10 protein-coding genes are annotated in these 12,873 nt (G+C 63.2%); 5 read left to right on the top strand and 5 right to left on the bottom strand.

The features are described from left to right. Positions 1–275: 275 nt before the first annotated feature. Together aspT (QA645_RS21505) and aspT (QA645_RS21500) are read left to right on the top strand one after the other, a co-directional pair. Positions 276–1,967: an aspartate-alanine antiporter gene (gene aspT, locus QA645_RS21505; RefSeq protein WP_283052925.1), complete on the top strand. Its 1,692-nt coding sequence runs from the start codon at positions 276–278 to the stop codon at positions 1,965–1,967. Positions 1,968–1,985: 18 nt separating this feature from the next. Further along, positions 1,986–3,680, top strand: a complete 1,695-nt coding sequence (aspT, locus tag QA645_RS21500; RefSeq protein ID WP_283052923.1) for an aspartate-alanine antiporter — start codon at positions 1,986–1,988, stop codon at positions 3,678–3,680. Positions 3,681–3,693: 13 nt separating this feature from the next. Here the strand turns inward: aspT (QA645_RS21500) and QA645_RS21495 are convergent, their stop codons facing one another. Together QA645_RS21495 and QA645_RS21490 are read right to left on the bottom strand one after the other, a co-directional pair. Continuing rightward, complete coding sequence (locus QA645_RS21495) at positions 3,694–6,447, bottom strand: decarboxylase (protein WP_283052922.1); 2,754 nt, start codon at positions 6,445–6,447, stop codon at positions 3,694–3,696. Positions 6,448–6,584: 137 nt separating this feature from the next. Further along, a complete protein-coding gene (locus tag QA645_RS21490; RefSeq protein ID WP_283052919.1) occupies positions 6,585–8,288 on the bottom strand; it encodes a SulP family inorganic anion transporter in 1,704 nt (567 codons plus the stop codon). Positions 8,289–8,478: 190 nt separating this feature from the next. Here QA645_RS21490 and QA645_RS21485 point away from each other — a divergent pair, with 190 nt between their 5' ends. Further along, positions 8,479–9,354 carry a dienelactone hydrolase family protein gene (locus QA645_RS21485; RefSeq protein WP_283052917.1) on the top strand — a complete coding sequence of 292 codons (876 nt, stop codon included), beginning with the start codon at positions 8,479–8,481 and terminating at the stop codon, positions 9,352–9,354. Positions 9,355–9,378: 24 nt separating this feature from the next. Beyond that, positions 9,379–9,948, top strand: coding sequence for an invasion associated locus B family protein (locus QA645_RS21480; protein ID WP_283052915.1), 570 nt, complete (start codon positions 9,379–9,381; stop codon positions 9,946–9,948). Positions 9,949–9,963: 15 nt separating this feature from the next. Here the strand turns inward: QA645_RS21480 and QA645_RS21475 are convergent, their stop codons facing one another. Further along, positions 9,964–10,386, bottom strand: coding sequence for a response regulator (locus QA645_RS21475; protein WP_309143699.1), 423 nt, complete (start codon positions 10,384–10,386; stop codon positions 9,964–9,966). Between the two features lie 119 nt (positions 10,387–10,505). After that, the gene (locus tag QA645_RS21470; protein ID WP_254193798.1) at positions 10,506–11,129 is read right to left on the bottom strand and encodes a response regulator; all 624 of its coding nucleotides are present in this window, start codon (positions 11,127–11,129) and stop codon (positions 10,506–10,508) included. Positions 11,130–11,443: 314 nt separating this feature from the next. Here QA645_RS21470 and QA645_RS21465 point away from each other — a divergent pair, with 314 nt between their 5' ends. Further along, the gene (locus QA645_RS21465) at positions 11,444–12,127 is read left to right on the top strand and encodes a helix-turn-helix domain-containing protein (RefSeq protein ID WP_254131581.1); all 684 of its coding nucleotides are present in this window, start codon (positions 11,444–11,446) and stop codon (positions 12,125–12,127) included. 215 nt (positions 12,128–12,342) lie between these two features. Here QA645_RS21465 and QA645_RS21460 read toward each other — a convergent pair whose 3' ends face one another. Beyond that, positions 12,343–12,789 (bottom strand): potassium channel family protein, encoded by a 447-nt coding sequence (locus QA645_RS21460; RefSeq protein ID WP_283052911.1) that lies wholly within the window; start codon positions 12,787–12,789, stop codon positions 12,343–12,345. Positions 12,790–12,873 lie beyond the last annotated feature (84 nt).

Genomic DNA, 12,873 nt, shown 5'->3' with positions numbered 1-12,873 from the left:
ACCTGCGTCATCGCGCTCAGCATGATGGGCAGCAAGCGGCTTCCCTTGATCTAGCTCAAGGGTCTGGCAACCCGCCGCTGTCCCGCAACGCAGCGCGATGTGTATTGTCGATCCTGCACGCCGCAAGGCTCGGCCGTTGACATAAATCAACATGTCCGGCGTGGACCGTCGCCTCATATCGCTCGATACGGCTTCAGATCTCGTTCTCGAGATCTTCGCATCCGATGTGGCGCGGAGCGAGCTGGGCGCGTGCCGATGCACGAAGGGGTGACATCATGATCGACTGGTTCTTTCAGACGCTCAAGAGCTATCCGGAAATCGCGATCTTCCTGTCCTTGGCCCTGGGCTATTATTTCGGCTCATTCACCTACAAGGGCCTCGGGCTCGGGGCCGTCACCGCGACGTTGATCGCCGCTGTGATCATCGGCCAGATCGGCATTACGGTGACAGGTCCGCTCAAGCCGTTCTTCTTCCTGATGTTCCTGTTTGCCATCGGCTACGGGGTCGGTCCGCAATTCGTGCGCGGCATTGCGCAGGACGGTGTCCCACAGGCGATCTTCGCGGCCGTCGTTTGCGTGTTCTGCCTGATCTCGGCGTATGTTGGAGCAAAACTCGCCGGCTATGATGTCGGTTCGGCCGCCGGACTTTATGCCGGCTCGCAGACGATCTCGGCATCGATGGGCCTTGCAACCGATGCCATCAACCGACTTGGCCTGTCGCCGGAGGACACCAAGAAGATCCTCGATGGCATGCCCGTCGCCTACGCCGTAACCTACATCTTCGGCACCGTCGGATCCGCCATCGTTCTTGCGCTGCTTGGCCCCGCCCTGCTCGGCATCGACCTCGAAGCTGCGTGCAAGAAATATGAAGAAGAGCACGGCGGCAAGAAGCAGCTGGGCGGTCCCGGCACCGCGTGGCATCAGTTCGATGTCCGCGCATTCCGCGTTCGCGAGCGCGGCCCGGTGGTCGGGAAAACGGTGCGGGAAGCCGAGGCGCTGCTGCCCGACCATCGGGTGTTCATCCTGCGGCTGAGACAGGAGGGCAAGATCATAGACGCCACCGCCGATGCCGTGATCCACGCGAACGATGTCGTCGCCGTGGCCGGCCGGCGCGACGTGCTCGTGCAGTTGATCGGCGAGCAGGCCGAGGAAGTCGATGATCGCGATCTGCTCTCGATGCCGATCGAGGGCGTCGATGTCTACGTGACCAGCAAGGACGTCGACGGCAAAACCCTGGAGCAACTGGCGCAGATCCCGGCATCGCGCGGCGTGTTCCTGCGCAAGATCACCAGAGGCGCCATCGCGGTCGATATCCCGATCCTCCCCAACACCAAGATCAATCGCGGCGACATCGTCACCATCGTCGGGCGCACGCCTGACGTCGCGGCCGCGACAAAGATGCTCGGCCGGCCGGACAAGGCGACCGACGTCGCCGACGTGGCCTTCATCGGCGCCGCCATCGCCATCGGCGCGCTGATCGGCGCCATCGTCTACAAGATCGGCAGCGTGCCGCTGACCTTGTCGACCTCCGGCGGCGCACTGATCTCGGGTCTGTTCTTCGGCTGGCTGCGCTCGGTGCATCCCACCTTCGGGCGGATTCCCTCACCGACCGTCTGGTTCATGAACTCGGTCGGTCTCAATGTCTTCATTGCGATCGTCGGTATCTCGTCGGGACCAGGATTCGTGGCTGGCCTCAAGGCGCAAGGCATCGGCCTGTTCCTCTGGGGCGTCGCTGTGACGACCGTGCCGCTGATCCTCGCCATGTATGTCGGCAAATACGTATTCCGCTTCCATGACGCCATCGTGCTTGGATGCTGCTCGGGCGCTCGCACCACCACGGCCTCGCTCGGCATGATCAACGATCGCGCACGCAGCCAAATTCCCGGTCTCGGCTATACCGTCACCTACGCGGTCGGAAACACGCTGCTGACGATCTGGGGCATGGTTCTCGTCATGCTGATGACGTAGAGATCGGGCGGCGCTGAGATGCTGACTTGGCTGGAACAGTTTCTCGTCCGCTATCCCGAGCTTGCGCTGTTCCTGGTGATCGCCGCAGGCTACTGGATCGGAAGCTTCAAGATCGGCGCCTTCAGTCTCGGCCCGGTCACGGGCTCGTTGTTCGCCGGCCTCGTGGTCGGCGACTTCGCGCATGTACCCGTCTCCGGCATGACCAAATCCTTCCTGTTCCTGCTGTTCCTGTTCGGGATCGGCTATTCCGTCGGTCCGCAATTCGTGCAGGCCATGAAGCGCGACGGGCTGAAGCCGATGCTGCTCGCCGTCGTCGTGGGTCTCACCGGCCTTGCGGCCGCCATCGTCGTGGGAAAGACGCTCGGTCTCGATCCCGGCCTCGCGGCCGGGCTGATGTCGGGAGCCCTGACTCAAAGCGCGGCGATGGGAACGGCAACCGACGCGATCAACGGCCTCGCGGCACCCGAGACGCAGCGTGCACTCTATGTCTCGCACATCGCTGTCGCGGACGCCGTCTGCTACATCTTCGGCTATGCGGGCGTGATCCTGTGGATCACGGTGGTCGCGCCTGCCCTCCTCAAGATCGACCTGCGCGACGAGGCGCTCAAGCTCGAGCAGTCGCTGGGCATGAGCCGGAGCAAGCCGGGCCTGGCGTCGGCATGGCGGAAATTCGAGCTGCGCGCCTATCGGCTGGACGCGGACTCTCCGCTGATCGGATTGACGGTCGCCGCCGCCGAAGCGCGCCTGCCGGAGCACCGCCTGTTCATTCACCGGATCCGCCACGGAGAACGCATGTTCCAGGCGGAACCGGCGACGGTTCTCGCACCCGGCGATGTGATCACGATCTCGGCGCCGCGCCAAATCATCGTCGACCTGATCGGCTCGCGCGCCGAGGAGGTCGAGGACAGGGATCTGCTCGACATTCCCCTGATCTCCGCGGACGTCTTCCTGATCAACGCCAAGCTCGCCGGCATGAACCTGCAGGAGGCCTCGGAGCAGACCTGGACACGCGGCCTCTATCTGCGTTCGTTGCGCCGCGGTGGCCAGGAGTTGCCGATCGCACCCGGCGTGGTCCTGCAGCGCGGCGATCTGCTGCGGATCGTCGGTCCCGAACCGGTTGTGGAGAACGCGGCGAAAAACATCGGTGTCATCGTTGAGCCCAGCACCAGCATCGATTTCGTGGTGCTTGGGCTCGCCATATTCTTCGGTGGCATCGTCGGCGTGCTCGTGAGCTTTCCTGTCGGCAGCATCAAGATCGCACTGAGCACCAGCGTCGGCACGCTGCTCGCCGGGCTCCTGGTCGGCTACCTCCGCACGCTCAACCCGCGGTTCGGTCGGATTCCGGACGGCGCCATCAGCCTGATGACGTCACTCGGACTTGCCGCGTTTGTCGGCCTCACAGGAATCCACGCCGGGCCCATCTTTCTCTCCGCCTTGCGCGAGTCCGGCATCGGCCTGCTGCTTGGTGGCATGGTCGTGACGCTGCTGCCGCAGATCGTCGGATTCTGCTTCGGTCACTTCGTCCTGCGCATGAACCCGATCCTTCTGCTCGGCGGATTGACCGGCTCGCAGACGGTGACGGCCGCCATGGCCGCCCTCCAGGAGCGATCGGGAAGCCCGGTGCCCGTGCTCGGATATACGCCGGCCTATCCCGTCGCGAACATTTTGCTGACGACCTGGGGCTCGGTGATGGTCGCCGTGTTCGCGCCCTGAAGGGGGCCGCGTGCTATGACGCGGCCTTGAGCTTCGGTTGCGCGCCCGGCTTCGGCCGGCCGATCTTGCCCAACGCTTCCGTGCGCACGAGCTTCAGCCCTTCCTTTGCGTCGTAGCCATGGATCTCCTTCACATCGAGCTTGCGCATGAAGTCGATGGTCTCCTGGGTAATGACCTGACCCGGCACCATGATCGGGAAGCCCGGCGGGTACGGGATCACGAAATTGGCCGAGACGAGCTCGGGACCAGCCTTCAGACGACGATCGATCTCGGGATCGTTGAGGCGGATATGCTCGCAGCCGGCGACGTCATAGGCGGCATAGAATCCGCTGCGAATGTCGCCTTCGTTGGTCTTGGTGCCGGCATCGCCACGGAAGCTCGGGTGGAAGTGCGAGAAGTTCGGGAGATCAGGCACGTCCTTCATCAGGCTCTTGACCCGCGCCTCGAAGGTCTGGCGCGCATTGGCGCCGCCTTGCGCCAGCCCGCGGTCCACCTCGCCCGCGATCTCGGCGAGGACGCGCACGAGATGCGCGACATCGCTGCGGGTGTTGTTGATGTTGGACTGAACCAGCACGGAGTTGCGCGAGGTCTTGTTGACCTGGATGTTGTACTCGCTGGCCAGAATGCCCTTGAACTGGGTACCGTCGAAACCCGCCGTGCCGCACACCAGCGTCATGCGGGTCGGGTCGAGACAGAACTCGTCCTCGTCCAGGCTCTTGAGCGTATTGGCCCAGTTCACGCCGGCGGCAAGATAGTCGGTGAAGCCGCTCTGGCGGTATTGCGCCGGTACCATGGCGTCGGCGCCGAGGACATGGAAGTATTTTGAGATCAGCGGATTGTTGTTGACCGCGTTGCGGATGGCGAACGCGATCTCCATGGCGTTGGCGACGAGGCCATAGCCCTCCAGCTCCATCTGGCGCCGCGAGATATCGAGGCTGGCGATGAGCTGCTGGTTCGGGCTGGTGGAGGCGTGCGTGAACACGGCTTCCTTGAACTGCTGCTCGACCGTGTGGAATTCGACGTCCTTGACCGAGAGCATCGAGCCCTGCCGGATCGCCGACATCGACTTGTGGGTCGAGTTGGTCTGGTAGACGCGGAGACGAATCTGGCGCGGATCGGGAATGAGGCGCGTCTTGAGCAGCACCTCGTCCGTCGGATTCTTGCCGAGCTCGGCCTGCTGCTTCTCATAGGCGGCGACCGATTTCGGGTCGCGCATCCACGCCTCGATCTCGTTGGCGGCGCCAAGGCCAGTGCGGCGGCGCAGGAACGGCGAGAAGCGCGCGAAGCCGAACCAGGCCTCATCCCACAGGAAGATCAGGTCGGGCTTGATGGCAAGACATTCCTCCATCACCCGCCGGGTGTTGTAGATGTGGCCGTCGAACGTGCAGTTGGTGAGGTCGAGCAGCTTGACGCGGTCGAGGCGGCCGTCGGCCTTGGCGTTGAGCAGCGCCTGCTTGATCGTCTTCAGCGGCACCGCGCCATACATCGAATATTCCGTCATCGGGAAGGCTTCGACATAGAGCGGCTGCGCACCGGCCAGCACCATTCCATAGTGATGCGACTTGTGGCAGTTGCGATCGACGATCGCGATATCGCCCGGCGCCAGCAGCGCCTGCACCGCCATCTTGTTCGACGTCGAGGTACCGTTGGTGACGAAGAAGACGCGGTCGGCGCCGAGCGCCCTCGCCGCCTTCTCCTGCGCCTTCTTGATGTTGCCGGTCGGCTCCAGCATGCTGTCGAGGCCGCCGGTGGTGGCGCTGCTCTCGGCCAGGAACAGGTTCGGGCCGTAGAACTCGCCCATGTCGCGGATCCAGTCGGACTTGAAGATCGACTTGCCGCGGGCGATCGGCAGCGCATGGAACGTGCCTATGGGGCGCTGCGCGTATTTCTTGAGATTGTCGAAGAACGGCGTGTCGTAGCGATCCTGGATGCCTTCGAGGATCGAAAGATGCAGCTCCAGCAGCTCTTCCACCGAATAGAAGATACGGCGAACGACGTTGGCCTCGGGATTGCCGGCCATTTCCTCGACGTCGCGATTCGAGATCATGTAGAGATCAAGCTCGGGCCTGACCCTCTTGATGATCTGGGCCAGCCGCAGCGCGGATGCATCGGACTCGTCCTTGAGGCCGGCAGCAGCGGTCATCGAACGCAGGACCGGCGCATCGTGGCGCGAGCGCAGGCCAAAGCCCTCGTTGATGACGACGGCCCCGAGGTTGGGATTGAGCATGGTCGCGCAAAAGGCGTCTTCCAGATTGCCGACGATGACCGGCTCGTAGATGAAGGCGTCCTCCGGACGGCGCAGCTTGCGCCATTCGGACGCCAGCGCCGGCCACTGGCCGGGTGACACGCCGGTGACGATCAGTGTTTCGAAATAGGGCCGGCGCGCCTTATGCGCACCGAAAGTGGGCGACACCAGTTCGGGGGCATCGCCATTGCCATCGTCCTTTGCATTCCAGTCGCCGGCATGCTGGCGGAATGATCGCGTCGCCAAAGCCTGGGTGATCCGGGTCGCAAGCGACAGCGACGCGGCCGCATCCCCGGCCGCGGCTGCTTCGCGCAAGGAAGCCATCAATTGCAGGCCGGGATAGCCGTGGAATTCTTCCGTCACCGACAGGCTCGCCAGCGCCGCGTCATAGGCGGCACGATCGCCGCCGCGCGCCCAAACTTTTGCGGCCTCAACCAGATCACGCCAATCGTCGGCGCGCGCTCCGGGCCCGGAAAAGAACTGGTCGATGCGCTTCTGCGCGATCTTCGTATCCTTGGCCATGCGTCTCTCCCGATCTTTTTGGGGAAGGTGATGCGGGATCGTGCTTTCGGCGCCGGTCGCTCCATTTGATCCAAGTCAACGGTCGCGCGCATTCCGCAGGACGCGAAGCGTCGCAGTTCGCATCGCAGTACGCCGCATCAGGCCGTCCTCTGAGCCGGATCGCCCTTGGCATCGCCGAGAACGCTGTCGAGCGAGCGCAGCCATTGCCGGCTGTCGGTCTTTTCCCCGAGCCCCTCGGCGCGCAGGAGGTCACGCAGTTGTGCATGCGCGCCGACGATGCAGAGGGTCACCCGGCGTGACGCGAGCTCGTCATGGAGATCATGCAGCATCCGTGCGCCGGCCAGATCGATATAGGGCGACGCCGAGAGGTCGCAGGCGACCAGATGGATGCCCGGCGAACGCCTGAGCGTGCTCAGGACCGTGTCCAGAATCGTCTCGGCATTGATGTAGAGCAGCGAGGCCTCGGGCCGGAATGCGATGATTCCGACCAGCGGCTCGACATCCGCGTGCCGCGCGCTGTCCGAATAACGGCCGGTGCCAGGCAGGCGGCCGAGGAATGCGACGTTCGGCCGCGAGGCCCGCGCCAGCAGCAGGAAGATCGACGCGATCGATGCCAGCAGGACACCCTGGAGGATGCCAAGCAGCAGTACCGAGATCAGGGCAATCGACGCTGCCAGGAAATCGATCCGGCTGACCTGCCACATCCGTATCAGCGCGCGCACATCCACCAGCTTGTAGACGGCGGCAAAGACGATGGCGGCGAGCACGGCCTTGGGCAGATTTGTGAGCAGTCCCGTGAAGAACAGCAGACACAGCCCGAGCGTCACGGAGCAGATGAGCAGAGCGAGAGGTGTTCGCGCACCGGCGTTGTCGTTGACCGCCGATTGCGACAGCCCGCCCGCGACGGGATAGCCGTGGCCGAAGGCGGCCGCGAGGTTCGCCGCACCCAGTCCCAAAAATTCCTGTCGGACGTCGAGGGGATAGCCATGCTTGGCGGCAAAGCTCCGGGCCGCCGAGACGCCCTCGATGTAAGCCAGCAGCACGCAGCCGGCAGCGAGCGGGAAGAGATCGTCGAACTCCAACAGTCCGAAGGTCGGCATCCCCAGCGACGGCAGCCCTTCCGGTATCTTCCCGGTAACGGGCACACCAAGGCCCGGAAAGCCGAACACGGTTGCCACCACAATCGCCAGCGCCACGACGGTGATGCCGACCGGTTTGCCCGGTAGCAGTCGTTCGCCGAGCAACAGCAACAACAGCGCGACCGCGCCGATCCCCAGCACGAGCGGATCAAGATGGCCGAGCTGCCCAGCCAGCTTGAACGCGCGGTCGAAGAAATTGTGGCCGCCGCCGGCGACGCCGAACAGGCTCGGCAGCTGGCTCATGATGATGGTGAGCCCCGCGCCGGCCTTGAAGCCAACCAAAATGCTGTCGCTGACGAGGCGGACAAGCACGCTGAGCTTGAACAGCCAGGCGATGAAGCACAGCACCGCGACAGCGAACGCCGCAAGACTCGCGATTTGCGCATACTTCACGGCATCGCCGCCGGCGAGCGCGCCGACGGTTGCCGCAATCATCAGAGAGATCGCCGACGTCGGGCCGATCGCCAGCTGCCGCGACGCCCCGAGCAAGGCATAGCCAATGCCGCCAAGCATGTAGCCGTAGACGCCGATCTGCGGCTGCAGGCCGGCGAGCGCCGCGTAGGCCAGCGAGACCGGAATGGCGTAGGCGGCGAGCGTGACGCCCGCGACGGCGTCGAAAGGAAGCCATTCGCGTCGATAGGCGGCGAGCCAGCCGAACGGCGGAAAGAAGCGTGTCCAACCTGGATCAGAAGGCTCGGCCATCCCCCTCCTCCCGACGAGAGACCTCGCAACGCGGCAACGATCAGCAGCGCGGTGACGACATCGCCAGCTATCGCAGGTTCTTCATCCATTCATAGGCGTCATCGGGTCGACGTCGAAGCTTGATCTGGATCAAGCAATCTCTCCCCGTCGACAATCAAATCGCGCCACCGCGCCCGAGGAAACCGCAATCATGCCTGAATTCCTCCGCCGTTTGGTAACGGCCCTCATCGTCCTCTTGATTGTTCCCGTCCCCGCGCGCGCCGAGGACGACGTCCGCATCCAGGAGGAGATCTGGGCCCTTCCGCTGCCGCTGCCGATGTTCGCTTATCTGGTCCGCCCGGTCGGCGACGGCCCATTCCCACTGGTGATCATGAACCACGGCGTTTCGCTGAACCCGACCGACCGCAGTTTCTTTCCACTGGTCGAATTCCGCGACGCCGCGAAATGGTTCGCGAAACGCGGCTATCTGGTGGTGGCGCCGGTCGGAAGCGGCTATGGCGCCGCCGCGATCGATATCCCCGAACGGGCGATCTACGGCCCGTTCTTCTCCAAGATCGGCAAATGCATCAATCCCAACTTCCACGATGCCGGGCTCGCTATCGCGCAAGTCGATCTCTGGATCATCGACTACATGGCCGCCGAAAAGCGCATCATTCCGAAGGATGTGATCGTGGTCGGCCAATCCGCCGGGGGCTGGGCGGCGATCGCTCTGTCGAGCGTGAACCCGCCGTCGGTGAAGGCGATCATCGTCTTCGCCGGCGGCCGCGGCGGTCGCGTCGACGGCAAACCCAACAACAATTGTGCACCCGACAAGCTGGTCGAGGCTACGGCAGATTTCGGTAGCACCTCGCGCGTGCCGATGCTGTGGATCTACATCGAGAATGACACGTTCTTCGGTCCCGATCTGTCGAAGCGCATGCGTGCCGCCTTCACGGCCGCCGGCGGCAAGGCCGAGTACCATTTGATGCCGCCATTCGGCAACGAGGGTCACTTCTTCATCGGCTCACCGGACGCGATCCCGCTCTGGTCGCCCCTCGTGAGCAAATTCCTCGATACACAAAAATAGATCCCAGTTCCCGGAGACGCGATCATGTTTAGCGCCCGTGACTATCTCACAGCCCTTGCCGCCGCCATCGCCGCAACCACTGCATTGCCAGGTCTCGCCGCACAGGCAGATAAGCCTGCCGAAGTCGCAACACGCGGTCAGCGCGAGGCCAAGGACATCACCTATGGCGACTGGCAGAAGCTGTGCTTCAAGGCGGGTGGCGCGCCGATGCTGTGCCGGACGTCGATCACGGGTAAATTCCCGACGGGTCAATTGGCGGTGCGCATCGACCTGATCGAGCGCGACGGCACCCCGACGGCACGACTTCAGCTCTTCGTACCCGTTGGCGTGTATCTGCAGCAGCCGGCCAAGCTGACCGTCGACCAAGGCACTCCGGTCCGCGTGCCATATACCTGGTGCCTGACCAATGCCTGCATCGCGGCCGACGTCGCGCAAACCGGGATGATCGAGCAGATGGAGGCCGGAAAGACGCTGACCCTCGAGACCGTCGACTCCAATCTGCTGGCGTTGACGACTTCGATACCGCTGATCCAGTTCGCATCGGCTCACAAGGGCGCACCGGCCAAGACGCTGGAGCAATATGTCGACGAATAAGCCGCCCAAGCGCCCCTAAGCGGCGGCCGATGCCCGCGTCACCGACTCGATCAGGGACTGCGCGGAAAACGGCTTCGCCAGGTAGGCGACACAACCGGACGCAATCGCGGCGGTCCGATTTGCCGCGCTGTCGGTTCCGGTAATGTAGATGACGGGCACCTCAACGCCCGTCTCCGCCAGTTTCCGGCGCAGATCGATGCCGGACACACCGTCGAGATTGATGTCAAGAACGATGCAGATCGCCTCGTCGAAATGGCCGTGATCGCGCAGCGCGTTCGCGGACTCGAACAGCGTCGCGGCGAAGCCGTGCTCACGCAGCAATCTGGACAGGCTGGTGCGGATGGATGGATCGTCATCGACGATGAAGACGGACTGGCGCATCGACACGGCATCCACCTCTCGCGCAGCATCAACGGTGACAACGTTGCGCAGCTTCAATCGCGCACCGGGCGCGGCTGCACATCCATCACGTATGCATGGCAACATCTCGCTGCCGGCTTTCATATTGTCCCTTTGGGAAGTCACATCGCGGGAACTACGCGGCGACAGAAAATCAGCTAATCGCGGTTCGCATCGAGCATTCCAAGGCGCTCAGCGACCGAAACGAGCTCGGCAAGTGAATGGACCTGCATCTTCTCCATCACCTGGTGCCGGTGCGCCTTCACGGTGCGCTCCGTCGTTCCAAGCTCATGCGCGACCTGCTTGTTGATCCTGCCGCGCACGATCAGATCGAACACCTGCCGCTCGCGCTGGGTCAGCGTTGCAAGGTGTGCGCGCAGCGTATCGAGCTTGCCGCGCTGCGCACGAGCTGCATTCTGCCGCGTCAGGGCACGCTCGATCGCGTCGAGCAATTGCTCTGACGATACCGGCTTGGTCAGGAAATCCTCCGCGCCAGCCTTGATCGCTCGCACCGTGGTCGGCGTGTCGGCGTGCCCGGTCAGGAAGATGATCGGTAACGTCGAGCCCTGCGCGATCAGGCGGCCCTGCAGATCGGGCCCGCTCAGCCCGGGGATCCGTACGTCGAGAAGGATGCATCCCGGCTGCGCATCATCGAGTTCGGCGTCGAGCAAATCCTCAGCGGTTGCGTAGGTCGCAACATCGTAGCCCGCGAGTTTCAGCCGGCGTTCGATCGCCGTCCGGAATGAAGCGTCGTCATCGACCACATGAACCAGAGCGGGCACCCTCACCTCTCGCCAGAGCCACCAAGACTGGACGAAGTCCGCTACGTTCTCGGCATCTTGTCAAACGGTTTGACAATCGTCGCACGTGTTTCGAAACGGGATACATTCCAGGCCGCGGATAATGCTTTCTCAATCTGCGCAACGAACGCCCGCCGGTGTCCGTTGGTACCATGCACCTTAGGACAATGGTTTGAAATGCGTCCTTGGTCGTAAATCAACTTCGGCGGGAGTGGGATAGCGCGGCACATTCCCCGCAAAGAACGCAATGAGTTCAGTCTGACAGACCAATTCGGCGATGAGCTGAGGAGTTGGCCATGTTCGTTCGTATCACGACTGATTCCGCCCCGCGTCCCAATTCTCTCCGTGATCTCGGAATGACCAGCGCATCAAACTCGCTCGTCAATTTAAGCGAATTTTCCTACAAGAAAGGCAGTGAAATCTACGGCGAGAAAGAGCCCGCCGACTATGTCTATCAGGTCAAGTCTGGTGCAGTGCGAAGCTACAAGCTGCTGTCGGACGGCCGCAGGCAGATCGGCGCCTTTCATCTCGCCGGCGACGTCTTCGGCCTGGAGAACGGTGGAGAGCACCGCTTCACGGCAGAGGCGATCGTCGATACCCATGTGCGCCTCGTCAAGCGGCAAAGCCTCGAGATCGTGGCCGAGAGCGACGCCATGGTGGCGAAGAATCTGCTGAGCATGACCACGAACAATCTCCAGCACGCCGAAGACCACATGCTGCTGCTCGGCCGCAAAACCTCGCTGGAACGGGTCGCGGCCTTCCTGCTCGAGATGGACAAGAGGTTGACGGCGGCCGGCGTGATGGCGCTGCCGATGTCCCGGCGCGATATCGCCGACTATCTTGGCCTGACGCTGGAGACAGTCTCCCGCGCCCTGTCGCGGCTGCATGAACTCGGCATTCTCGGCTTCATCGGCAATACCCAGCGCCAGATCGTGCTGCTGGACCGGGAACAGCTCGCAAGCCTCGACCTGCAGCCCTGATCCAGCCGGAAACGACTGACTGGACCGTGCGCGACGCACTGTCCAGGACCGATCGTGCCACCTCCGATACCCCGGTGATGCCGGGGTGGCACAAACTGCACATCACGCCGGCTCCCCTCAATGCTAGCCTCGATCCATGTCGAACGAGATCGTATTTCGGATCGCCATCGTCGTCCTTGGCGCGTTGCCGGTGGCGTTCACGGCGCTTGTCCTTTTCATGGGATGAGGTCGTCTCGGGTAAGTCCGACATGGTCGAGCGTCTTGCGCAATACCTCGAACAGGATTGCGGCTGACCAGCCGAACAGCAGCACGCCGTTCATGGCGGTCAGCGGACCGAGCAACCTCCACGCCTGCACCGGCGTGATATCGCCATAGCCGAGCGTCGTGTAGTTGACGAAGGCGAAATAGAGCAGATCGCTATCGGGCGAGGCCGCGGCCTCGACGATGTCGTATGTCCAAGCCCATACCAGGACTTCCACTGTGTGCGCGAGATTCAGCACCGCGGTGGTCGCAACCATCACGCCCATCAGAAGCAATCTCGGTCGCTCGGTTCTTCGGAGCCCGGCGCTGCGCGCAATAGCCACGGCAACGACGGTGACCAGCGCGTGAATACCGATATTGATCGCGCTCACCAGTGCGCCGACTGCCAGCTGCAATATCATGAGAACCGATCTGAGGATGGCCTTTGGCTGGAACGTTTGCTTTCAGTCACGAAGGTTCGGAATTTGACGTGCGATGCCTCCGCG

Source organism: Bradyrhizobium sp. CIAT3101 (assembly GCF_029714945.1).
Lineage (GTDB): Bacteria > Pseudomonadota > Alphaproteobacteria > Rhizobiales > Xanthobacteraceae > Bradyrhizobium.
Note: the sequence above shows the minus strand (reverse complement) of the source record. Positions and strands in the feature narration are given on the sequence as shown.

What these genes read in the sequence shown, in the direction of transcription:
- aspT (WP_283052925.1), top strand. Translation starts at nt 276, where the DNA reads ATGATCGACTGGTTCTTTCAGACGCTCAAGAGCTATCCGGAAATCGCG.
- aspT (WP_283052923.1), top strand. Translation starts at nt 1,986, where the DNA reads ATGCTGACTTGGCTGGAACAGTTTCTCGTCCGCTATCCCGAGCTTGCG.
- QA645_RS21495 (WP_283052922.1), bottom strand. Translation starts at nt 6,447, where the DNA reads ATGGCCAAGGATACGAAGATCGCGCAGAAGCGCATCGACCAGTTCTTT.
- QA645_RS21490 (WP_283052919.1), bottom strand. Translation starts at nt 8,288, where the DNA reads ATGGCCGAGCCTTCTGATCCAGGTTGGACACGCTTCTTTCCGCCGTTC.
- QA645_RS21485 (WP_283052917.1), top strand. Translation starts at nt 8,479, where the DNA reads ATGCCTGAATTCCTCCGCCGTTTGGTAACGGCCCTCATCGTCCTCTTG.
- QA645_RS21480 (WP_283052915.1), top strand. Translation starts at nt 9,379, where the DNA reads ATGTTTAGCGCCCGTGACTATCTCACAGCCCTTGCCGCCGCCATCGCC.
- QA645_RS21465 (WP_254131581.1), top strand. Translation starts at nt 11,444, where the DNA reads ATGTTCGTTCGTATCACGACTGATTCCGCCCCGCGTCCCAATTCTCTC.
- QA645_RS21460 (WP_283052911.1), bottom strand. Translation starts at nt 12,789, where the DNA reads ATGATATTGCAGCTGGCAGTCGGCGCACTGGTGAGCGCGATCAATATC.